At 67.0% G+C, this 22513-nt stretch carries 19 protein-coding genes; 17 read left to right on the top strand and 2 right to left on the bottom strand.

Annotated elements, in window-relative coordinates; all coding sequences use genetic code 11:
• Positions 1 to 73: 73 nt before the first annotated feature.
• Entirely contained in the window at positions 74 to 763 is a 690-nt protein-coding gene (locus HY699_02535; GenBank protein ID MBI4514679.1) for a hypothetical protein, read from the bottom strand.
• 342 nt (positions 764 to 1105) lie between these two features.
• Between HY699_02535 and HY699_02530 the strand changes: the two genes are divergently transcribed.
• From HY699_02530 to HY699_02450, 17 genes are all read left to right on the top strand, one after another.
• The gene (locus tag HY699_02530; protein ID MBI4514678.1) at positions 1106 to 1798 is read left to right on the top strand and encodes an HAD family hydrolase; all 693 of its coding nucleotides are present in this window, start codon (positions 1106 to 1108) and stop codon (positions 1796 to 1798) included.
• On the top strand, positions 1795 to 2502 hold the full coding sequence (locus tag HY699_02525; protein MBI4514677.1) for an NTP transferase domain-containing protein: 708 nt from the start codon (positions 1795 to 1797) through the stop codon (positions 2500 to 2502). The genes HY699_02530 and HY699_02525 overlap by 4 nt, the downstream gene beginning before the upstream one ends.
• Complete coding sequence (locus HY699_02520) at positions 2499 to 3320, top strand: hypothetical protein (GenBank protein ID MBI4514676.1); 822 nt, start codon at positions 2499 to 2501, stop codon at positions 3318 to 3320. The genes HY699_02525 and HY699_02520 overlap by 4 nt, the downstream gene beginning before the upstream one ends.
• Positions 3321 to 3355: 35 nt before the next feature.
• A complete protein-coding gene (locus HY699_02515; GenBank protein ID MBI4514675.1) occupies positions 3356 to 4672 on the top strand; it encodes an aspartate aminotransferase family protein in 1317 nt (438 codons plus the stop codon).
• Complete coding sequence (locus HY699_02510; GenBank protein MBI4514674.1) at positions 4669 to 5703, top strand: Gfo/Idh/MocA family oxidoreductase; 1035 nt, start codon at positions 4669 to 4671, stop codon at positions 5701 to 5703. The genes HY699_02515 and HY699_02510 overlap by 4 nt, the downstream gene beginning before the upstream one ends.
• A gap of 13 nt (positions 5704 to 5716) precedes the next feature.
• Positions 5717 to 6895, top strand: a complete 1179-nt coding sequence (locus tag HY699_02505) for a CDP-alcohol phosphatidyltransferase family protein (GenBank protein MBI4514673.1) — start codon at positions 5717 to 5719, stop codon at positions 6893 to 6895.
• A 17-nt stretch (positions 6896 to 6912) separates the two neighbouring features.
• Entirely contained in the window at positions 6913 to 7998 is a 1086-nt protein-coding gene (locus HY699_02500; GenBank protein ID MBI4514672.1) for a flippase-like domain-containing protein, read from the top strand.
• A 2-nt stretch (positions 7999 to 8000) separates the two neighbouring features.
• Complete coding sequence (hpnK, locus tag HY699_02495; GenBank protein MBI4514671.1) at positions 8001 to 8864, top strand: hopanoid biosynthesis-associated protein HpnK; 864 nt, start codon at positions 8001 to 8003, stop codon at positions 8862 to 8864.
• A gap of 273 nt (positions 8865 to 9137) precedes the next feature.
• Positions 9138 to 9905 (top strand): hydroxyacylglutathione hydrolase, encoded by a 768-nt coding sequence (gene gloB, locus HY699_02490; GenBank protein ID MBI4514670.1) that lies wholly within the window; start codon positions 9138 to 9140, stop codon positions 9903 to 9905.
• 113 nt (positions 9906 to 10018) lie between these two features.
• Entirely contained in the window at positions 10019 to 10714 is a 696-nt protein-coding gene (locus tag HY699_02485) for a TetR/AcrR family transcriptional regulator (GenBank protein MBI4514669.1), read from the top strand.
• Complete coding sequence (locus tag HY699_02480) at positions 10711 to 11778, top strand: efflux RND transporter periplasmic adaptor subunit (GenBank protein MBI4514668.1); 1068 nt, start codon at positions 10711 to 10713, stop codon at positions 11776 to 11778. Before HY699_02485 ends, HY699_02480 begins: the two co-directional genes overlap by 4 nt.
• A gap of 84 nt (positions 11779 to 11862) precedes the next feature.
• On the top strand, positions 11863 to 14991 hold the full coding sequence (locus tag HY699_02475; GenBank protein ID MBI4514667.1) for an efflux RND transporter permease subunit: 3129 nt from the start codon (positions 11863 to 11865) through the stop codon (positions 14989 to 14991).
• Positions 14992 to 15024: 33 nt separating this feature from the next.
• Positions 15025 to 16827 (top strand): TolC family protein, encoded by a 1803-nt coding sequence (locus tag HY699_02470; GenBank protein ID MBI4514666.1) that lies wholly within the window; start codon positions 15025 to 15027, stop codon positions 16825 to 16827.
• A 190-nt stretch (positions 16828 to 17017) separates the two neighbouring features.
• Positions 17018 to 18271 (top strand): SpoIIE family protein phosphatase, encoded by a 1254-nt coding sequence (locus tag HY699_02465; GenBank protein ID MBI4514665.1) that lies wholly within the window; start codon positions 17018 to 17020, stop codon positions 18269 to 18271.
• Positions 18272 to 18306: 35 nt separating this feature from the next.
• On the top strand, positions 18307 to 18654 hold the full coding sequence (locus HY699_02460) for an STAS domain-containing protein (GenBank protein ID MBI4514664.1): 348 nt from the start codon (positions 18307 to 18309) through the stop codon (positions 18652 to 18654).
• A 2-nt stretch (positions 18655 to 18656) separates the two neighbouring features.
• On the top strand, positions 18657 to 19100 hold the full coding sequence (locus HY699_02455) for an ATP-binding protein (GenBank protein MBI4514663.1): 444 nt from the start codon (positions 18657 to 18659) through the stop codon (positions 19098 to 19100).
• 119 nt (positions 19101 to 19219) lie between these two features.
• Positions 19220 to 21679 carry a glycogen/starch/alpha-glucan phosphorylase gene (locus tag HY699_02450; GenBank protein MBI4514662.1) on the top strand — a complete coding sequence of 820 codons (2460 nt, stop codon included), beginning with the start codon at positions 19220 to 19222 and terminating at the stop codon, positions 21677 to 21679.
• 27 nt (positions 21680 to 21706) lie between these two features.
• Here HY699_02450 and HY699_02445 read toward each other — a convergent pair whose 3' ends face one another.
• A complete protein-coding gene (locus tag HY699_02445; protein MBI4514661.1) occupies positions 21707 to 22483 on the bottom strand; it encodes a hypothetical protein in 777 nt (258 codons plus the stop codon).
• Positions 22484 to 22513 lie beyond the last annotated feature (30 nt).

Raw genomic sequence — 22513 nt, 5'->3', positions numbered from 1 at the left:
GCGTGGCGGGGCACGGGCGCGGGGCGCAGTGGGCGGGCGGCAGGTGCCGCCCTCGTCGGGGCTCATGGCGGCCTCAGTGGGTCGAGACGGTTGCCGCACCGCGCCGCACTGCCGCCATGCGGGTCTGGATGGCCGGTACCCAGACGCCATTCGACAGCTCGGGGCGCAGGATCGTGAGCTGCCGTTCCATGCTCTCGGCGGCATCGATACCGTTGCGGTAAATCAGCGCCCCCTCGGCGCCGAAGGCTCGGGTGAGCAGTTCAGGCGGCGACAGCATGGCATCGAGTTCCGCCACATCACCGAGAGGTACTACCGCCCAGTAGGTCCGCAGATTGCCCATCACGGTCTGGTAGGCCAGGAATCGGCGCTGGTCTTTGACCAGCGGAATCGCTTGCGCCACCTTGCGGATCAGCTCCTCGACCGCATCTTGGCCGCCCGGGCGTGCTCGCACGATGGTGACGGTTCCGAACGGTTTGACCGCGGCTGGCGATGCGGGTGGGAAGCTCAGGTCGGTACGCTCTTGTCCGATGGTGTAACGTTCCGAGAGCACGCACTCCGAGAGCTGATCGAACAACTGCGCGCCCTCGGTGTCGCCCATGATCTTGCGGATCAAGACCTCGACCGGCTCGCGCGCGCTCAGGGTCGCCCAATCGCGGCGTTCGGAGACGAAGTGGATCGTGCCGAGCGCGCCCGCCATCACCTGGTGCGCCGCCCATTCGAACGGCTCCTTCTGCGCCAGCGCCTTCTCGGCCAACCGATGCACCCTCGCCTCGTAAGTTGTGAAACGATCCGGACGAACGGATACGGACAACACGGTCGTCAAGGAGATGGTGACTCCCTTCATCTGCCTGGGTTAATCGCCACGAAGGTGGGTCGCTGGCCGCAGGCGAGCGGAGGCCCGCGTGGCAGCGGCACGGCGCCGATCCGAAACGACCGCGGCACGATCACCCGCGTTCGCATGAGTTGCCTCCGGATTTCGCCCTGCATCTACCACCGCCGACCACGTTACCCACAAATTTGTCGCGCACCCAATTGCGGGGACCTCGCCATCACCACGGCCCGCAGCCGTCTTGCGCCGCTGCGGTCGAGTTGATTTAGAGGACCGGTGACCGAGCGGTTAAACGGCTTGCGCGCGATTCTCTTCGACTTCGGCGGTACGCTCGACGGGCCGGGCGTGCCGTGGGTGGAACGTTTCGCGGCGGCCTATCACGCGGCCGGGTTGACGGTGGCGCCCGAACGCCTGCACGAGGCTGTCGGTTTCGCTACGCGCCAAGCCTACCACTGCCCCGAGGCCCCGAGTTTCGACCTGCGGGCTACGGTGGAGTTTCACGTACACTGCCAGTTTGCGTACTTGCAGCTCGGGAACGCGGGCGCGGCTGAGGCCATCATCGAGCGGTTTGTGGCGCAGACGGCCGCGGCGCTGGCGCATAGCCGCGGGTTGCTGGCGCGCTGGCAGCGCCGCTTCACCCTCGGGGTGGTGTCGAATTTCTACGGCAACGTCGCCCGCTTGCTGGCCGAGGCCGGCATCGTCCCGCTGCTCGCCGTGATGATCGATTCGACCGTGGCCGGCGTCAGCAAGCCCGATCCGCGCATCTTCACGCTCGCCCTCGATCAGCTCGGCCTCAGCGCCGCCGCCGCGCTCTACGTCGGGGACTCGCTGCAACAGGACATCTTACCGGCGCGCGCCGCCGGGATGCGGACCGCGTGGCTACGCGGCTCGCAAGCCGTGCCCGAGCAGCTCCCCGCCGACTTGTGCCTGGACACTCTCGGCGAGCTCGAGCAGGTGCTGGGGGCATGAAGGCCGGCATCATCGCCGCCGGCCAGGGCGAGCGCCTGGCGCGCGCGGGCGTGCACGGCCCGAAGCCGCTGGTGCGGGTGGGGGGCCTGCCGTTGATTGCGCACACCCTCAACGGCATCCGTGCCGCCGGGATCGCTGAGGTCGCTTGCATCATCAACGAGGACTCGGCGGCGGTGGCGGCCTACTGCCACGCGCAGGCACCGGATCTCTCGTTCACCTTCGTGCATCGCAGCACGCCGAGTTCGATGGAAAGCCTGTTCGCGCTGGCGCCGCATCTGGATGGCGAGTCGTTCCTCCTCCTCACCGTGGATGCCATCATCGCGCCGGCGGCGGTGGGCGCCTTCGCGCGCGCTGCTGCCGAGCGAGCTGATGCCGACGGCGTGCTCGCGCTGAACGATTTCGTCGACGACGAAAAGCCCCTGCGGGTGCGTTGCGACAACAACGGCCGGATCACCGCCATCGGCGCGGCCGCCGCGGATAGCCCGCTGATCACGGCCGGTTTCTATACGCTTCGGCCGGCCATCTTCGCCGAGATCGAGGCCGCCCGCGCTGCCGGCTTGAGCGCGCTGCGCCAATTCCTGGGGCACCTGATTGCGCGGGGCTATCGCCTCTACGGCCAGCCCGTGCCCAAGTGCGTCGACGTGGATCGCGCCGAAGACATCGTCACGGCCGAGGCCTTCATCCGCAGCGGCTACACCGCATGAGCGGTTTCCTTGGCATCGCGCGCGAGCGCGTCTTCTCGCCCGGCAAGGTCAATGCCGACCGCCTGATCTTGGAGGCGGTGGCGGCCGCCTTGCAGCGGGGCGGACACGCGGTGCAGGTGGTCAGTGCCGATGACGAGTTGACCGCGCCGGCGCGCGACACCACCGTGTTCACGATGGCGCAGGGAGAGCGCGCCCTGGCCACGCTGCGCCAGTGGGAGTGCGCCGGGGTGCGGGTGATCAACTCGGTAGCGGCGGTGCTCAACTGCCACCGCCATCGCATGGTCGAGCATTTCCGTCAGGCTGGCATCGCCGCCCCTGAGACCATCGAGCTGGGTACTAGTGCAGCGGGCCTGCAATGGCCCTCGTGGCTCGACGGCGATGGCGGCTGGCTGAAGCGCGGCGACGTGCACGCCACCGAGTCCGGCGATGTCGTGTTGGTGCGCGGCGCGGCGGCGGCCGCAGCGGCCGTGGCACAGCTGCGCCAGCGCGGCATCGCCCGCGCCGTCTTGCAGCGCCACGTTGCCGGCCCGGTGATCAAGTTCTATGCCGTGGCTGACGGCTGGCTGGCGTACTACCCGGCGCTCGCAACCCCGCTGCAACTGACCGCCGCACAACTGCTTGAGCTGCGGGCACTGGCGGCCGCTGCCGCCGGCGCGCTCGGAGTCGAGGTTTACGGCGGCGATTGCGTCGCCTGCGCGGGTGGCGGTTTTCAGTTGATTGACTTGAACGATTGGCCTAGCTACGCTCCTTGCCGCGCTGTGGCGGCCGATGTGATCGCCGCCCATTTGCAAGCGCAGCGTGAATCGAGCGATTGGTGAAAGCCGCCTCACAACCCGCGCCGGTCGCCGGTGCAATGCCAGGGCAAAAGTCGCGCGCCTTGTACGCGAGCGAGCAAGAATTCCTCGCCCCCGGCTTGCAGCGGATCGCGCAGCTCTCCGAACTGACCGTGGCCGAGGGACGCGGCTGTACCCTGATCGACGTCGACGGCAACGAGTACCTCGACTTCTTCGCCGGCGTCGCGGTCGCCAGCTTGGGACACTCGCATCCGCGTTTCGTGGCCGCACTCACCCGCCAGCTCAAGCGGCTTGCGGTCGGCAGCTTCACCAGCGAGCCGCGGCTGCGACTGATGAAGTTGCTCGCCGAGTTGGCGCCGGGCGCGCTCAAGCGCACGCAGCTTTACAGCGGCGGTGCCGAGGCCGTTGAAGCCGCGATCCGGTTGGCCAAAGCTTACACCAAGAAGCATGAAGTGGTCGGCTTCTGGGGCGGCTTTCATGGCAAGACCGGCGGCGTGATCGGCCTCATCGGTGACGAGTGGAAACAAAAGTGGGGGCCGCTGCCGGGCGGCACGCACCAAGTGCCCTACGCCGACTGCTATCGCTGCCCGTTCAAGCTCGGCTATCCCGACTGCGGCCTGTTCTGCCTCGACTTCATGCGCCAGAGTCTCAAGACCACCACGGCCGGCATGATCGCGGCCATTATCGTCGAGCCGATCCAGGGCACGGCCGGCAACGTGGTGCCGCCGCCGGAATTCCTGACCGGCGTGCAAGAGATCGCCCGCGAACACGAGGCGCTGCTGATTTGCGATGAGATGATTACCGGCTTCGGGCGCACCGGCGCCGTCTTCGGCTGCCAGCACAGCGGCATCGAGCCCGACGTCATGACCATCGGCAAGGGGTTCGGTAACGGCTTCCCGGTTACGGGGTTGATCTCCAGCGATGAGATCACCGCGGCGCAGCCGTTCGCCAAGCCCAGTTCGTCCTCGTCGAGTTACGGCGGCAACCCGCTGGCCGCGGCCGCCGCCCTGAGCACCGTCGAGACGATCCTCGAGGAGCAGCTGATCGACAACGCCGCCCGCGTCGGCGCGGTCTTGCTCGACGAGCTGCGCGGCCTGCAAGAGAAGTACGAATTCATCGGCGACGTGCGCGGCGCCGGCCTGCTTATCGGCATGGATCTGGTGAAAAACCGCACCACCAAGGAGCCGTTGTCACGCGCGGTGTCGGAGGAAATCTTCCTGGGAGCGTTGCGGCGCGGCCTGCTGCTGATGGGCTACTTCTCGCGCGTTCGCATCAACCCGCCGTTGATCCTGAGTGAAACCGAAGCCCGCGACGGCGTGGCGATTCTCGACGAGGTGTTCGCCGAGGTCGCCCGCAGCGGACGCTACCGGCAATGAGCACGGCCTTACGCGGCGCCATCGTCGGCTTCGGCAACGTCGCCGAGTGCGGTCACTTGCCGGCGTGGCAGGCGCGCGCGGCCCGCGGCCAGATGCAGATCGTGGCGGTGGCGGAGCCCGCGGCGCAGCGCCGGCAGCAGGCGCGCAAGCTCTTGCCCGCTGCCCTGGTCGGCGCCGAGGTGCAGCAGATACTGCGTGATCCGACGCTTGATTTCGTAGACATTGCCGCCCCGCCGGCGCTGCACACCGACTTGATCGTGGCGGCCGCGAACGCCGGCTTGCACATCTTGTGCGAGAAACCGCTGGCGGTCTCGGCCGCCGATTACCGGCGCCAACATGCGGCCGTGGAGCGCGCCGGCGTCACGCTCTTTACCGTGCATAACTGGAAGTACTCCGAGCCCTTTCGGCGTGTGCGCGCGCTGCTCGACACCGGCGCCATCGGGCCGCTGGCCACCATCACCTTCGAGACCACGCGCGACGGCTGCGCCCGCACGGTCGGGAGCAACTGGCGTACCCACGGGGCCGTGGCCGGCGGCGGCATTCTCGTCGATCACGGCTGGCACGCCTTCTACTTGATGCTGGGCCTCGCCAACGAGCGGCCGCGGGCAATCCGCGCGCAATTGGCGCGGCGGCGCTACCTCACCGCCGATGTCGAGGACAGCGCGCTCTGCACCATCGAGTTTCCGTCGCTGACCGGACGGCTGGAGCTGACCTGGGCCGGTCGTGAACGGCGCACGCGCTGGCAGTTGCAGGGGCGCGATGGACGCATCGAGGTCACCGACGATCGCGTCAGCCTGCACCGTCGCGGCCGCCAGGAATCGTTCACCTGCGCGCAGTCGCTATCCGCCGGTTCGCACCATCCCGAGTGGTTTGCCGCGGTGATCGATGCCTTCCACCGCGAGATCACGGATCCCGCCGTCCGCGGCGAAAACCTCGCCGAAGCCGAGCAGTGCGTGCAGCTGTTGTCGCTGGCCTACGCCTCGCACGCCGACGATGCCCGCACGCAGCCGCTACCGGCAACGGCCAACTGAGGCAACGACATCTGTGAATACGGCGTTGATCTTGCCGCTCACGGCCTCGAGCTTTCGCCCCATCGCCGGGCTGCCGTTGATTCAACGGACCGTTCTCGGAGCGCTGCGCGGTGGCTTCGAGCGCGTGGTGGTGATGCCGGGGGCGGAACCAGCGCGCCTGCAGCAGCTGCTAGCCGCCGACCCGCGCCTGCACCGCGTCGAAGTCAGCGCTCAGCCACCGGCACGGATCATCAGCGAGGGGCAGGTGGCTATCGTTCCCGGCGATTGTCTGGTGACCAGCGACACCCTGGCGCAGCTGTACGACACCCGCGTCAACGGCCGGCCCGTTGCCTTCGGCGGCGTGGGCGGGGCGCAGATCGTGCTCTGCCCTGCAGCGGTGCTGGCCGAACTCGACGGCGATGCCGCCAACCCGCTGCGCGGACTCGACCCCGAGCCGCCCGTGGCGCCGAGCGCTGCCGTCTGCATGCGGGTCATGGATGATGCCACGGCACGCGCGGCCGAGGCCGCGTTGTTTGCGCAGTTGCGCGCCGCAACCGCCGAGAGCGACGGGCCGCTGGCGCGCTGGCTCGATCGCTCGGTCTCGCAATGGCTCAGCCGGCGCCTGGTCCATACCGCGCTGCGGCCGAACCACATCACGATCATAGGCACCACGATTGGCCTGCTGGGTGCGTGGAGCCTGGCGCAAGGCACCTACGCACTCGACCTCCTCGGCACTTTTACGTTCTTGTGCGCCACCGTGATCGACGGCTGCGACGGCGAGGTGGCTCGGCTGAAGTTTCAAGAAACCCCCTTCGGGCATTACTTCGACGTCATCACCGACAACATCGTCCACGTCGCGATCTTTGTCGCTTTGGGCGTGGGCCAGTACCGGCAGCACCCCGCGGAGAATTACGCGCCGTTGGTCGCGCTCATGTTAGGCGGCTTCGCGACGGCGGCGCTGGCGACTTACTGGTGCTTTCTGCGCCCAGTGCAGGGGCCACAAACCAAAACCCCGGCGCGCGGCGGCAAAGGCCGCATTCGCCGCCTGGTATTGCGGGCGGGCGAGAGCGTGATGAACCGCGACTTCGCCTACCTGTTGTTCGCCCTGGCGCTGTTCGGGCGCTTGCACTGGTTCCTGTGGGGTACGGCCTTCGGCACTTACGTGTTTGCGGCCGCCTTGCTCTGGGCCTACCGCTGGCGTGATGCCGACTGACGGCCGAAGCGCGAGCATTGAAACAGCGAGACCCAGACGACGCCGGCGCCGGCACGCTCAGCGAGATGCCGCGTAGCCCAGCCGGGCCAACGGTTGCGGCGCGCCGGTGGCGAGTATTCGAGCGCGCCGTTCTCGTCGCCGGGGTGGCATTGTTCGCGCTCCTGTTGCGCGAGATTGGGCCGCGGGTGGTGCTCGATAACATCCGCGCCGTCGGCTGGGGCATCGGCCTGATCGTGTTGCAAGAAGCGCTGGCCTACACGGCCAACACGCTGGGCTGGCGCTACGCCTTTCCATCCTCGGATGCGCCGATCGGCTTCACGCGGCTGTTGGGCGCGCGCATTGCGGGTGACGCCATCAACTACGTTACGCCCACCGCCACCCTCGGCGGCGAGTTCGTTCGTATTCGGCTGCTGCGCCAGCAGGCACCGGCGACCACGCTGGTGGCCTCGGTGGCCATCGCCAAGCTCAGCCAGACCGTCGGGCAAGTTGCCTTCATCGTCGTCGGCCTGCTGTGGGTGCTCGAACGAACGCCGCTGCCGCCGCCGCTGCGGCGGGGCCTGTTGATCGGGGTGGCGGTGCTGGCCGCCGCCGCGGCGCTCTTACTTGTGATGCAGCGCAACGGGTTGTTTGCGCCGCTGCTGCGGGCGTTGCACGCGCTCGGCTTGCCGCGTTCGCTGTTCGAGCTCGCCGCCCGGCTGCAGCGGCTCGATGATGCAATTGTAGATTTCCACGCCTCGGACAGCTGGAGCTTTGTCGCCTCGGCAGGTTGCTTTTTCATTGGCTGGGCGCTCGGCGTGCTCGAAGTGTACCTGATCTTGTTCCTGCTCGGCGTCCCGATCACGTTCGAACGGGCGCTGGCGATCGAGGTGTTCTCGGCCGCGCTCGATGCCATGCTGTTCTTCGTGCCGGGCAAGGTCGGCACGCAGGAAGGCGGCAAGGTGTTGATCTTCAGCGTGCTCGGACTCGACGTGGCCAAGGGCTTGTCGCTGGGCATCTTGCGGCGCATTCGCGAGCTGGTGTGGGCCGGTATTGGGTTGCTGATCTTGTCGCGCTTGCACGGGGGATTGCCCCCGCTGGCCAAGCCGGAAGCCGCCCGGGGCTGAACGTGAGCCGGCGCCTGATCGTCTCGGCCGATGACTTCGGCATGTCGGCTGGGGTCAACGCCGCGGTGTTGCGCGCGCACCGCGAGGGCATCCTCGGCGACGCCAGCCTGATGGTGAACGGCGCGGCAGCGGCCGAAGCGATCGAGTTGGCGCACGCGGCGCCGGCGCTCAGCGTCGGGCTGCACCTGGTGTTGGCGCAAGGGCGGGCGACGCTGCCGCCGCGCGCGATTCCCGACTTGGTTGACGCGGGTGGGTTCTTTCGCACCCAGCCGATCCGCGCCGCCCTGGGTTACTTCTTCAAACTCGGAGTACGCCAACAGGTGCGCCGAGAGGTGTGTGCACAAATCGAGAAATTCCTCGCCGCCGGCTTGACGCTGTCGCACGTCGACGGTCACGTCAACATCCACCTGCATCCGACCATCCTCAACCTGTTAGTGGCGCTCTCGGCACAGTACGGCATCCGCGCCGTGCGCCTGACGCGCGAGCCGCTGGTAACGGCCTTGCGGCTCGACCGCCGCCACGCCGCCCGCAAGCTCGCCGAAGGGCTGACGTTCAACGCGCTCAGCGCTTATGCCCGGCCGCGGCTGGCGGCCCAAGGCGTGCGTCATCCCGATCGCTTGTTCGGCTTGCACCAAAGCGGTCACCTCACCGAAGCCTACTTGTTGCGGCTGCTGCCGCGGCTGGCGCCCGGCGTCACCGAGCTGTACTGCCATCCGGCGTTGTTGGACGCCGAAGCCCGGCGCTGGCGCCCGGCGAACTACGAGAGCGAAGCCGAGCTGGCCGCGCTCACCAGTCCCCGCGTCGCCGCGCGAATCCGTGACCTTGGCATCGATCGCATCACTTATCGGCAATTGGAGGCCAGGTAGCGTGCGGCAGAAGAGCCCGCAACGGGGGCACGTCTCAACGCTGCATCGGTCGTGGGCGCGTAAGCCGCCGGCGGCCTACGCGCGCCATCGTGTTCTCGTCGCTGGTGCCCGATCCCGACGATCCAGGTTGTCCTCCGGACTTGGTGCGCTATCTTGCAGAGCGTGATCGGCTCAAAGACGGCCCGTTCCGGAGTCGCCCGCGCGCTGTTTGAAGTCCTACCCCGTGATCTGCGAGACTGAGGTGGTGGAGGCTCCAGTGGCAGGAAGAACGCTATGAAGGTCGTTATCATCCCCCAGCTTACGGACAACTACGCCTACCTCATCGTGGACGAGGCGACTAAGATGGCCGCGGTCGTCGATTGCGCCGAGGCGCAAGCGGTGATCGAGGCCGCCAAGCGCGAGCGGGCCACGCTGACGGCAGTTCTCCCGACGCACCACCACTATGACCATGTCGGCGGCCACGAGGCCTTGCTCGCAAGCCATCCGCAGCTCGCCGTCTACGGCGTCGATGAGCGCATCCCCGGGCTCACTCAACGGGTGGAGGACGGCGCCACCGTGGCCATCGGCAACCTCGCCCTGCGCGTGCTCCTGATTCCGGCGCACACCACCGGTCACGTGGCCTACTACTGCTCACAGGAACACGCGCTGTTCACCGGCGACACCCTCTTCGCCGGCGGCTGCGGCCGCCTGTTCGAGGGCGACGCCGCGATGATGCTGCGGTCGCTGTCGCTGCTGCTGGCCTTGCCCGACGACACCCGGGTTTACTTCGGCCACGAGTACACCGAGAAGAACCTGCGCTTCGCACTTTCCCTCGAGCCGCAGAACCAAGCCTTGCGCCGGCAGTACGACCGTGTCGTCGAGTTGGTCAAGCGCCACCAGCCGACCACCCCGACCACCCTCGCGATCGAGCAGGCTACCAACCCGTTTCTGCGCTGCCGCAGCCCCGAGCTGCGCGCCACCTTGCGGCGCCAGTACCCCGAGCTGGCCACGGACGAGGTCAGCATCTTCGCCAAAGTGCGTGCGCTGAAGGACGTGTTCTGAAGTCACCGGTGGGCCGGGATAGTGCCGGCGGCGCCGATTTGCGCGGGCGTGGTTGACTGCCGGGCGACCTCTGCTAGCTTGACGGACTGGTCAGTCCGGAATTCAGGCCAGCCATGCGAGGTCGCAAGAAAAGCCCCGATATACGTGCCGCGATTCTGCGCTGTGCCACCGAGGTCTTCGCCCAGCGCGAGTTCCACGAGGTGCTTACCGACGACATCGCGGCCAAGCTGGGCATCGGCAAGGGCACGATCTACCGCTACTTCGACTCCAAGGAGGCGCTCTACTTCGCCACCATCGTGGAGGGGTTGAAGGGGATGCGGGCGGCGGTCGACGAGGCTTTGCGGCAGCCGGCGCCGCTGGCGGTGATCATCCAACGGCTGGTCGAGACGATCCTGCGCTACTTCTGGAATCGGCGCGACTTCTTCATCCTGCTCCACCGCCACGAGCCCAAGCTCGATCCGCGCGAGCGCGCCGAGTGGCAGCAGCAGCGCGAGGAGGTCGTCGAACAAGTTCGCGGCGTGCTCGAACGCGCCCTGCCGCGGCCGACGCTGGGCCGGCAACACCCGCGCCAAGCGGTGGAGATCCTCTTCGGCATGATCCGCTCGGCGGCTTTGTTTCGCGCTCCGGGCGACCGCCCGGCGGCGCTGGCCAATGTCATCGCCGCGGCTTTCCTGCACGGCGTTACCGTCAACGCCGCCGAGGTCGGGCGCGTTACCCGCGGCGAGGGCGTGGCCGGCGCACGGCTGGCGCGGCCGACGGTGGCCCGCCGCCAATTGCAACACCGACGAGGAGGCAAGTCGATATCATGACACGACGTCGAGGAATGCTGGCGCTGTTGCTGCTCTTGAGTGCCGGCTGTGCGCCTCATGGCGACACCCTGCCGGCGGCGGCGACGCCGGCTCAGGCTGCGGTGCCGGTGACCGTGGCCGCCGCCGTAATCCGCCCCAGCGAACGGCAGGTCAGCTTCGTCGGCACGCTCTTCGGCAACGAGGAGGTGACGCTATCGAGCCAAGTCGAGGGGCAGATCAAGTCGATCACCGCCGACATGGGCGACCACATCGACGCCGAGCAGGTGCTGGCCGAAGTTGAGGATGACCAGCTGCGAGCCCGCTTGCGCGAGGTCGAAGCCACCTTGGCCAAGGCCCGCGCCGACGAGGCCCGTGGCCGCCAGCTGGTCGAACAGAAAGTGATTTCGCCGACCGAGTACGAGACCATGAAGACGCACGTCGCGGTGATCGAGGCGCAGCGCGACACCTTCACGGTGACGCTGAGCCACGCCCGAGTGCGCTCGCCGCTGACCGGCTCGGTGGCCAAGCGGCTGGTCTCGGCCGGCGAGTACGTCCGCCCGGGCACACCGTTGTTCGCGCTGGTGGCCGATGATCCGCTTAAGCTGCGCGGCGACGTGCCCGAGCGCTTCGCCAACGAGCTACAGTTGCAACAAGGAGTGCGGGTACGCGTCGATGCCTTTCCCGGTACCGTGTTCGAGGGCCGTTTGACCCGCATCAGCCCCGCCTCCAACCGCGACAACCGCTCGCTCACGGTCGAGGCGTTGGTCGACAATCACGAGCGCCAGCTCAAGGCCGGCTTCTTTGCCAACGCCGCCATCGTGACGCGCCGCGACGACGACGCCGTGATGGTTCCGCCGGAAGCCTTGATCACCTTCGCCGGCGTCACCAAGCTGTTCGTGATTGCCGACAACGCGGCGCACGAGCGCCAAGTTCAGCCGGGCACGCGCTCGGCCGAAGGCCTGATCGAGATCACCCAAGGGCTGCGGGCCGGCGAGCTGGTGGCGACCTCGGGCCTCAGCAAGCTCCAAAACGGCGCCGCGGTCAGCGTCCGCAAGCAGGAGGAAAAACGCGAGCAGGCCGGCTGATGCGCCGGTGCCAATCACCGGTCGCGCGCCCGGCTGGCGGACCCAGCAAGCGCCAACGCCGACTCGAGTAGCCCAGCCCCTACCATGCGCCTCGCCGACCTTTGCATTCGCCGGCCCGTCTTCGCCACCATGATGATCGCCTTCTTGGTGGTGCTCGGGCTGTTCTCCTACCGCCAGCTGGCGGTTGATTTGTTTCCCAACATCGACTTCCCCATCGTCACCGTCACCACGACCTTGCAGGGCGCCAGTGTCGAGGAAGTGGAGAGCGGCATCACCAAGCCGCTGGAAGAAGCGGTCAACACCATCGAAGGCATCGACGAACTGCGCTCGGTGACCAAAGAGGGGCTCTCGTTCATCGTCGTCATGTTCGTGCTCGAACGCAACCGCGAAGCCGCCGCACAAGACGTGCGTGACAAGGTGGCGGCGGTGATCTCGCAGCTGCCGGAAGGCACCGACACGCCGGTGGTCGATAAGTTCGACGTCGAGTCCTCGCCGATTCTGAGCATTGCCGTCTCCGGCGACCGCGACCTGCGCGAGGTCACCGAGATCGCCCGCAAGCTGGTGAAAGAAGACGTCGAGACCTTGCGCGGCGTCGGCTCGGTGATCCTCACCGGCGGCCTCGATCGCGCCATCAATGTCAGCGTCGATACCGGCAAGCTGGCCGCCTACAACTTGTCGGTGCAGCAGATCAAGGCGGCGCTGCGGGCGCAGAACCTCGAGGTTCCCGGCGGCCGCGTCGACCAAGGGCCGAAGGAGTTGGTGCTGCGCACCATGGGGCGCATCGGCTCGGTGGCCGATTTTACCAAGCTCATCGTCGGCAACGTCCACGGCCGGCCCCTCACCATCGGTGACGTAGGGACGGTGACCGACAGCTTCGTCGAGCCGCGCAGCCGGGCGCGCCTCGACGGCCGGGTGGCGGTTAACCTGCTGCTGCGCAAGCAGTCCGGCACCAATACGGTGGAGGTGATCGACACCGTCAAGCGCCGGCTCGATCAGCTGGCCCAAGTGCTGCCGCGCGACATTCAACTCGAGGTCATCCGCGATCACTCCCGCTTCATCAAGCGCTCGATCGACGAGGTCCAGTTCCACCTGGTGCTGGCCGCGGTGCTGGTCAGCCTGACGGTGATGCTGTTCATCGCCAACCTGCGGGCGACGCTGATTGCCGCGGTCGCCATCCCGGCCTCGATCATCTCCACCTTCACGCTCATGCGTGCCCTCGGCTTCACCATCAACAACCTCACCATGCTGGGCTTGGTGCTGGCCACCGGCGTGGTGATCGACGACGCGGTGGTGGTGCTGGAGAACATCTTCCGCCACATGGAAGAGCGCGGTGCCAGCGCCCTCGATGCGGCCTCGGCCGCGACCAAGGAAATCAGCCTGGCGGTGATGGCCACCACGTTATCACTCGTAGTTATCTTCCTGCCGGTGGCCTTCATGTCCGGCCGCGCCGGCCGCTTCTTGCACAGCTACGGGATTACGGTGGCCTGCGCCATCATGGTGTCGCTGCTGATCTCTTTCACCCTCACCCCGATGCTGTGCTCGCGCTTTCTGCGGGTGACGCGCGGCCGCCACTCGCGCCAGCGCGGCGCCTACGCCGCCATCGCTCGCGGCTACGGCGCGATCCTGCGCTGGTCGCTGCACCATCGCTGGGTCATCATCGCCCTCTCGATCGTCACCGTCTACACCTCGGTGCCGCTGTTTCGCGGTCTCGGAAAGGACTTCCTGCCGCAGGATGACCAGAGCGAGTTCGAGGTCGTCATCCAAACCCCGGAGGGCTACAGCCTCAGCCGCACCAGCCAGGTGTTCGCCGAGTTGGAAGCGCGCTTGCAGCAACTGCCGGCGGTGCGCCACCTGTTGACCACCATCGGCGACGCCAGCGGCCGCTTGAAAGCCGGCTCGGGGCCGGTGACGCAAGGCACCGTGTACGTGCGCTTGAGCGAACTGGAGGAACGCCCCTTCTCCCAGCTCGCGGTCATGAAGCAGGCGCGCGAAGTGCTGGCGGATTTTCCCGACTTGCGCGCCAGTGTGCAGAACATCAACCTCTTCGTCGGTGGCGGCCAGCGGCAGACCGAGATCGAGCTCGACCTCAGCGGCCCGAGCATCGAGAAGCTGGCGGAGTATTCCGAGAAGATCATGGCCGGCATGCGCAGCACCCGCGGCATCGTCGATGTCGACACCACGCTGTCGGTGCGCCAGCCCGAGCTGCGGGTGCAGATCTCACGGCCCAAGGCTTCCGAGTTCGGCATCAAGGTGCAGGACATCGCCGCCACGCTGCAAACGCTGGTCGGCGGCGAGCCGGTCACCAAGTTCAAGGAAGAGCAGGACCAGTACGACGTCTGGCTGCGCGCCGAGCTGGCGGACCGGTCCGACCCGCGTGCCCTCGGCGATCTCATGGTCGCTACTCCGCGCGGTGAGCTGATCCGGCTGGCCAACCTGGCGAGTTGGAGCGAAGAGCGCGGCCCGGCCGAGATCGACCATTTCAACCGCCAGCGCAAAGTGACGCTGGTAGCCAACCTCGACGGCATCGCTCTGAGCACCGCCACCGAGCGCATCGACCAGCTCATCGCCGGGTTGGAGATGCCGGCGACCTACCGGGCAAAGTTCTCCGGGCGGGCCAAGGCGCTGGCGGAGACCGGCACCAACTTCATCATCGCTTTCGCCCTCAGTTTGATCTTCATGTACATGATTCTGGCGGCGCAGTTCGAGAGCTTTCTGCACCCGATCACGATCCTGCTGGCGCTGCCGCTGTCGATCCCGTTCGCGCTGGTCTCACTGCTGGTACTCGGGGATACGCTGAACATGTACAGCATTCTCGGCTTGTTCATGCTCTTCGGCATCGTCAAGAAGAACGGCATCCTGCAGATTGATTATACCAACACCTTGCGGGCGCAGGGCCTGGCGCGCGAGGCGGCGATCCTGCAAGCCAACCACGTGCGGCTGCGGCCGATCTTGATGACCACGGTCATGCTGGTGGCGGGCATGATTCCGATCGCCTTGGGACGCGGGCCGGGCTCGGGCACACGCGCCTCGATGGCCAAGGTGATCATCGGCGGTCAGGCGCTGTGCTTGCTGCTGACGCTGCTGCTGACGCCGGTGGCCTACTCGTTGTTGGACGATCTCGGACGCTGGCAGCCGGTGGCGCGGCTGGCCGCCGGGCTGCGCGGGCTGGCGGCGCGGCTGCCCGTGCTGGCCAACGGGCGCAAGCAGGCGTGACCGGACGCGGGCGGCATGCTACAGGCAGCGGCAATGTGGGGTGAGCGTATGGGCTTGCGGCTCTTGATACTTCTCAGTGGCGTCGTGATCGGCGGCGGTATTGCCGCGGCTGAGCCGGCACAGACGGCGTCGAACGCGCCGGCGGCGCTTGCCAGCGCTGCCCTCTCGGCGCCGGCGCAGCTGCGGCTGCTCGACGACATCCCCGACTACGCGGCGGCCTTGGCCAGCCAGTGGGGCAGCGCCGACGTGCCGCCCGGGATCGAGCGCTTCGTCAGCGACACCTCGCGCTACGGTCGCTTGCGCGAGCTGAGCGCACCCCAGGCGTTGACCCTCGCCGATTGCGTGGCGCTGGCGCTGGCCCACAACACCGGCCTCGAAATCTCGCGCCTGGGCCCGCTCGGTGCCCGCACCCAGGTGCGTCGCGCCTATTCCATCTTTGATCCCTCGGTCTTCGCCGACCTCACCACCGACCGCAGCGAACAGCCCGCCGGCAGCGCCCTGCAAGGCCTGACCGCGACCAAGGGTCGCAGCGAGTCGATCAACCTCACCGGCGACCTCGGCCTCCGCAAGCTGCTGCGCAGCGGCGCCCAGGTCTCGCTCATGCTGCGGACCAACCGGATGAACAACAGCAGCGCGTTCATGACCGACTTCGTGCCGCAGTACCGCTCCGACCTGACGCTGCAGCTGGCGCAGCCGATGCTGCGCGACTTCGGCCTGCGCTTCACCACCCTGCAAGTGCGGATCGCGCGCACCGAGTCGCAAAGCGCGCTCAAGCAGTACGAGGCCACGCTCGCCACCACGGTGAAAACCGTCGAACAAGCCTACTGGGCTCTGGTGCAAGCTAATCACAACGTCACGGTGCAGGAGCAGGGCCTGGCGCTGGCCAAGGAGTTGCAGCGCCAGAACGAAGGCCGATTCAATGTCGGAGCGGCGCCGCGTACGGCGGTGCTGGAAGCCCAGGCCGAGGTGGCGCGGCGCGAGACCAATTTGATTCAAGCCCGCAGCGCCCGCATCAATGCGCGTGACGCCTTGCGCGCCCTGATCAATGCCAGCCCCGATTCGGCCGAGTCGTTGCTGGTGGTCGAGCCCGCCGATGCCCCGGCGGTGGAACCCTACAGCGTCGATCTCGAACGCAGCCTGGCCACCGCTTTGGAGCGACGCCCCGAGTTGGCCGCCGCCAAGCTGGCGGTGCAAGGCGCCGGCATGCAGCTCAAGCTGGCTGAGAACCAGTTGCTTCCCCGCCTCAACGCCCTCGGCTCCTTCGGCACCACCGGGCTGTCGGGTAAGGGGCGCAAGATCGACGCCTTGACCGGCCAGCCCAAGCCGCAGAATCCCTTTACCGGGGCCTACGGCGAGACCTATAACGGGCTCATCGACGGCCGCTACTACTCTTACTCCGCCGGTCTGACACTCGAAGTGCCGCTCAGTAACGCGCAGGCGCGCGCCGATTACGCCGCCGTGCGGGTGAGCGTGGAGCAAGCCCGGCTGTCGCTTCAGCAGCTGCAAGAGAACGTGACGCTGGAGGTCAAGCGTGCCGTCAGCAACCTCGAAACCGACATCAAGAGCATCGAGGCTACCCGCATCGCCCGCGAACTGGCGGAAGAGAACCTGCGCAACCAGAAGGCGCGCTACGACGTCGGCCTGGCCACCACCAAGGACCTGCTTGATTTCCAAGACCGGCTCACCATCGCCCGCGCCACCGAGATCCAGGCGCTGGTGACTTACAACGTCGATCTCGCCGAGCTGCGGCGAGTCGAAGGCTCCTTGCTCGAAGCCCGTCACGTGCAGGTCACCGACAGCGACAGCGAGCCCACACCCTTCTGGGCACAGTTCTAACCGGGAGTGATCCCGGCTGCCGGCTGGCCGCGGCGACTCCGCGACTCCGCCCTCCGGCCTGGCACTCGCTGCCTCCGTCTTCCCGAGCGTTCGATAACTCACCGGATTTCACCCTGAAGGGTGCACCTCGCAGGCGCGGGGCATCGCTCTCCCGGCTTTGCAACTGGACTGGCTGCAAGGCTACATAGACATGATGGTGCGTTCCCGGAGCAGTCGCTCGGCGCCGGTCGTGCGCGATGCCGGCAGTGATCGCCCGCCGCTGGTGCTGGTCGCCGATGACGACGGCGTCAGTCGCCGGGTGATGGCCCGCATTCTTCAACGAGAGGGCTGTAAGGTGTTGAGCGCCAAGGATGGCGAGGAAGCAGCCGCGCTGGCACTCGAGACATCCCCTGATCTCGTCCTGCTCGATATCGTGATGCCGCTGAAGGATGGCTATGAGGTCTGTGCCGAGCTCAAGCGCCATCCGGCCAGTGCCCAGATCCCGATCATCTTCCTCTCGTCGCTGTCCGAGCCGGCCGACAAGATCAAAGGATTGGAGCTCGGGGCGGTCGATTACGTCACCAAACCGTTCGACCGGGGCGAGGTGTTGGCGCGCGTCCGCGCACAGCTGCAGCTTCGGCGGCTCACGCGTGAGTTGCTGGCGATCAACCAGGAGCTGCGCGACAAGCAAGCGCGGCTGGATGAGGATCTACGCGCGGCCGCGGTGATCCAGAGCAGCTTGATACCGGCAGCGCCGCCGGCGATCGCCGGTGTGCGCGTAGCTTGGCGCTTTGCGCCTTGCGGAGAAGTCGGTGGCGATATCTTTAATCTCGTGCCGCTGGACTCGCGGCATCTGGCGCTCTACGTCATCGATGTCAGCGGCCACGGCGTCCCGGCGGCGATGGTGACCGTGTCGTTGTCGCAAAGCCTGTCGCTGAGCGCTGGCTTGCTGGTGGCGCCGGGCCGGCCGCCAGCGCCGCGGCTGCCGGCTGAGGTCTTGCAGCTGCTCGAACGCGAGTATCCAATCGAGCGCTTCGGTCGCTATGTCACCATGTGCTATGCGCTGCTGGATTGTGTCGATGGGCGGCTGACCTACAGCGCCGCCGGCCACCCACCGCCGCTGCTGTTGCGTGCCGGCGGCGAGTTCGAGGTGCTGCCAGCGGGCGGTACGATCATCGGCATCGGTGCCCCGATTGCCTTCGAGCAGGAGCAGGTGAAGCTCGGCGCCGGGGATCGACTGTTCCTTTGCAGCGACGGCATCGCCGAGCGCGCCGACCCCGCGGGCGAGTTGTTCGGTGCGGAACGCTTGCAGCGAGTGCTGGCGGCGTCGCGGGCGCAGGCGCTGGACGGCGTCTGCGATCGCGTGATGGAATCGCTGCTGGAGTTCGGCGCTGGCCGGCCGCTCCAGGATGATGTCACTATGCTAGTAGTTGAATTCGAAGGGCAGGGCGCGGCGGAGGGTTGACGGCGCACGCCCGCGGATGAGGTAGAGAGCGCGATATGGAACTGGAACAACGGAGCGAGGGGGAGGTTCTCGTGGTCCGGCCGGTGGACAAGCGACTCGACGCGCGCTTGGCCGGCGGCTTTCGGGCGCAGCTGGCGGAGCTGGTTGCGGCCGGGCATCACCGCCTGGTCTTGGACGTGCACGATGTGGAGTTCATCGACAGCAGCGGGCTGGGTGCCCTCGTCGCCATCCGCAAACAGCTGGGTGACAGTGGCGAGCTGGCCATTTGCGGCGCGCGCGAAACCGTCATGAGCATGTTCAAGCTGACGCGCCTGGACAAGGTGTTCGAAATCTTCGCCGACGAACGCGAGGCCGTGGCGGCACTGTCGCGCGGCAGTGCGTGAGCATGCGCACGGGAACCATCACTCTGGCCATCGACAGCCAACTCGACTCGGTGTTTCTGGTCGGGCAGGCGGTGGCGGCGATCTGTGGCGCTAGCCCGCTAGGCGCAGCCAAGGCCCGCGAGGTCGAGGCTGCCGTCGTGGAAGCGGTGAACAACGCCATCGAGCATGCGTACGGCAACCAGAGCGGTCATCGCGTCGAGGTCGTCATCGAGCTGCAAGCCGGTTGCGTCGTGTGCCGGGTCTGCGACCGCGGCCGCACCATGCAGCAGTCGCCAAGCAATCTGGCTGAAGCGGCCGGCGAGGGCGCGGAGGAGCCCACCGAAGGGGGACGCGGATTCATGATCATGCGGTCGCTGATGGATCAGGTGTCCTACGCGCGGGCGGGCGACCAAAACGTACTGACGCTGGTGAAGACGTTCGACCCCACCCGTGTCAGCATTCGGTGACTCCGCCGGCGTTCGGCGATCGGGTGACACTATAGGCGAGTGAGGGAAAGCGCGCGGGCGCGAGTCGTGCCTGGCATGCGCCCTGCTCCGTTGCGTCGGCGCGACTCTGGTAGGTGACGGTGCGGGCGAACACGAGCATAGCTTCAACGCGAGCGAGCGCCTGGCCCGAACTCTACGAGGCGATTGCCAAGCACGTTCGCTACTCGCTGGCGAAAGAACTCCGCGGCCTATCGGCACACGACCTGTTTCTGGCCACCGCCCTCGCCGTTCGCGACCGGCTCATCGATGGCCTGTTGGAAACCGAGGCGCGCTATCAGCGGGCGGATGCGAAGCGGGTGTACTACCTTTCGCTCGAATTTCTCATGGGCCGCTCCCTGGTCAATAACCTGGTCAACCTGGGAATGGCCGATTTGTGCGAGGACGTGTTGCGCGCGCTCGGCACCGAGCTCGAAGAGGTGCGCGAGTGCGAGCCCGATGCTGCGCTCGGCAACGGTGGCTTGGGACGGCTGGCCGCCTGTTTCCTGGATTCGCTTGCCACGCTCGGGATGCCGGGGTTCGGCTACGGCATCAACTACGAGTTCGGCCTGTTCAAGCAGGAGATCCGCGGCGGGTTCCAACACGAGCGGCCGGACAACTGGTTCGCCGAGTCCTCGCCGTGGTTGATCGCGCGTCCGGCCGACACCTGTGTGGTGCCGGTCTACGGGCGCATCGACCACGCACAGGATCGCCGCAACAACTACAACCCCATGTGGCTGGATTGGAAAGTGCTGGTCGGTGTGCCGCATGACATGCCGATCGTCGGCTACGGCGGTCACACGGTGAACTGGCTTCGGCTCTACTCCGCCAGCACCTCGAACGAATTCGACATGGAGATCTTCAACGGCGGCGATTATCTCAAGGCCGTCGAGCAGAAGATCGTCTCGGAGAACATTTCCAAGGTCCTCTATCCGCCGGACGACGTACCGGCCGGGCGCGAGCTGCGTTTGTTGCAAGAGTACTTCTTCGTTGCCTGCGCCATGCGCGACATCTTCCGCCGCTATCGGCGCCGGCACGCGGTCATCGCGGAGCTGCCGCTGAAGATCGCCATCCAGCTCAACGACACGCATCCGGCGTTGGCCGTGGCCGAGTTGATGCGCATGCTGGTGGATGAGGATGACGTGGGCTGGGAGCAGGCCTGGGCGATGACGCAGGAAATCCTCGGCTACACCAACCACACGCTGCTGCCGGAGGCGCTCGAGCGCTGGCCGGCGGCGCTGTTAGAACACGTGCTGCCGCGTCACATGCAAATCATCCGTGAGGTGAACGACCGCTTCCACCGCCAGGTGGCGCGCTTGTGGCCGGGTGACAGCGGGCGCTGGCAGCGGATGTCGATCATCGACGACAACCCGCCGGCGCAGGTTCGGATGGCCCACTTGGCGATCGTCGGCAGCCACTCGGTCAATGGCGTCTCCGCGCTGCACTCGGAGTTGGTCAAAACCAGGCTGGTCCCCGACTTCTATCGGCTCTGGCCCGAGCGCTTTCACAACCTGACCAACGGCGTCACCCAGCGGCGCTGGCTGCTCAAGGCCAACCCGGCGCTGGCCGGGCTGATCAGCGAAACAATCGGTGATGGCTGGGTGACCGACCTGGAGCAGTTGCGCGGGCTAGAAGCGGTGGCGGCCGACGCCGTCTTTCAGCAGCGCTTCGTGGCCATCAAGCAGGCCAACAAGGAGCGGCTGGCGCAGCTGATCAAGCACAGCGCCCGCGTTTGCGTCGACCCCGACTCGCTCTTCGACGTGCACGCCAAGCGCATTCACCAGTACAAGCGGCAGCTCTTGGCGGTGATGGGGATCGTGCACGAGTACTTGTGCCTGGTCGAAGATGGCCGCGCGCCGCTCGTCCCGCGCACTTACATCTTCGCCGGCAAGGCGGCACCCGGCTATTGGGCCGCCAAGCAGATCATCAAACTGATCAACAACGTCGCCCGCGTCATCAATCACGATCCGCGGGCGCGCGGTCTGATGACGGTGGTGTTCGTGCCGGACTATCGCGTGTCTCTGGCCGAACGCATCATTCCGGCGGCCGACCTCAGTGAGCAGATCTCGATGGCGGGCACCGAGGCCTCGGGCACCGGTAATATGAAATTCGCCCTCAATGGCGCGCTGACCATCGGTACGCTTGACGGCGCCAACATCGAGATGCGCGACGAGCTCGGGGAGCAGAACATCTTCATCTTCGGTCTTACCGCCGAGGAGATCGCGCACCTGCGCCAAAACGGCGGCTGCCGGCCGCGCGCCAGCTACGAGCGCGACGCCCGCGTGCGCCGGGTGGTGGACGCGTTCAGCTCTGAGCGCTTCTGCCCCAAGGAGCCGGGTTTGTTCCGCTGGCTTTCCGAGCTGCTGCTCGACGGCGACGAATACTGCCACATCGCGGATTTCACTTCCTACATCGAGGCGCAACGGCGGGTGTCGCAGGAGTTCACCGAGCGCGAGCGCTGGCTGCACAAGGCGATTCTGAACGTCGCCCGCATGGGGAAGTTCTCCAGCGACCGCACCATTCGTGAGTACGCCGCCCGGGTGTGGGATATTCGCAGCGTGTGAGTGCCGGCCCTGGCACGGCCGCGAAATTCAGCCGCGGCGGCTGCGCGACTTGCCGATCATCAGCGCCACTGCCGGGGCGGCGAGCCACAACCAGGCGGGATCGACGGCAGCGGCGGGGTTGTCCGCGGCGGACGGGGCCGGAGCACAGCCGCGAATCTTGACGTTACGTTCGAGGTAGGCGCGCGCTTGCGCTAGCCCCTTTTCGGAGTAGCTCCGCGCCACCGCGGCGTGGGCCTTGAGCGCGGAGGCGTCCAGGTCGGCCAGCGCCTTGGCGCGTGACTCCTGCGCCTGCTTGGCCTTGGGGCTGCCCTTCTTCGCGGTCTTCAATTGCCGGTTGAGATCGGCGATCTTGCGCTCGTTCTCCTTGGTCTTGGCGCCGGCCTCCTTGAGTTGCGCGGCGGCCTCTTTGTTCTCGCGAATAGCCGCGAGGCGGCGGGCGACGTCATCCTTGTCGACGCGGACCTTGACCTTGACGGTGACTTCCAGATTCGACCCGACCATCTGCCACTTCGGCTCGCCCTCCTCGGTGACTTCGAGGATGCCGGCGGTGTAGGTGCGCACCTCGTCACGGGTGAGCTGGAAGTCTTTCACCTCGCTGATGCTCTCGACGTAGGTCCCGGCCTTTTCGAGCGCGTTGCGTTTGGCTTCCATCAGCGCCAGGCGATGGCCATCGAGCTTGCTGTCGTTGTCGCCGAGATGGTAGCGGCCGGTGGCCTCGACCTCTTCAATCGCCGCGCCGCACGGATTGGCCGGCAGCCAGGCCAAGACCGCCAACGCGGAGAGCCCGCCCGCCCAGTGCCTCACTGTCTTCCTGCGTATCAGCAGTGTTGTCAC

The organism is Deltaproteobacteria bacterium (genome assembly GCA_016210005.1).
GTDB lineage: Bacteria > Desulfobacterota > Binatia > HRBIN30 > JACQVA1 > JACQVA1.
This window is presented reverse-complemented; position numbering and strand designations above follow the sequence as displayed.

Bases quoted from the DNA above. Each gene is read 5' to 3' on its own strand.
- HY699_02480 (MBI4514668.1), top strand. From the start codon at position 10,711: ATGACACGACGTCGAGGAATGCTGGCGCTGTTGCTGCTCTTGAGTGCC.
- HY699_02485 (MBI4514669.1), top strand. From the start codon at position 10,019: ATGCGAGGTCGCAAGAAAAGCCCCGATATACGTGCCGCGATTCTGCGC.
- HY699_02460 (MBI4514664.1), top strand. From the start codon at position 18,307: ATGGAACTGGAACAACGGAGCGAGGGGGAGGTTCTCGTGGTCCGGCCG.
- HY699_02525 (MBI4514677.1), top strand. From the start codon at position 1,795: ATGAAGGCCGGCATCATCGCCGCCGGCCAGGGCGAGCGCCTGGCGCGC.
- gloB (MBI4514670.1), top strand. From the start codon at position 9,138: ATGAAGGTCGTTATCATCCCCCAGCTTACGGACAACTACGCCTACCTC.
- HY699_02455 (MBI4514663.1), top strand. From the start codon at position 18,657: ATGCGCACGGGAACCATCACTCTGGCCATCGACAGCCAACTCGACTCG.
- HY699_02470 (MBI4514666.1), top strand. From the start codon at position 15,025: ATGTGGGGTGAGCGTATGGGCTTGCGGCTCTTGATACTTCTCAGTGGC.
- HY699_02520 (MBI4514676.1), top strand. From the start codon at position 2,499: ATGAGCGGTTTCCTTGGCATCGCGCGCGAGCGCGTCTTCTCGCCCGGC.
- HY699_02475 (MBI4514667.1), top strand. From the start codon at position 11,863: ATGCGCCTCGCCGACCTTTGCATTCGCCGGCCCGTCTTCGCCACCATG.
- HY699_02465 (MBI4514665.1), top strand. From the start codon at position 17,018: ATGATGGTGCGTTCCCGGAGCAGTCGCTCGGCGCCGGTCGTGCGCGAT.
- HY699_02515 (MBI4514675.1), top strand. From the start codon at position 3,356: ATGCCAGGGCAAAAGTCGCGCGCCTTGTACGCGAGCGAGCAAGAATTC.
- HY699_02510 (MBI4514674.1), top strand. From the start codon at position 4,669: ATGAGCACGGCCTTACGCGGCGCCATCGTCGGCTTCGGCAACGTCGCC.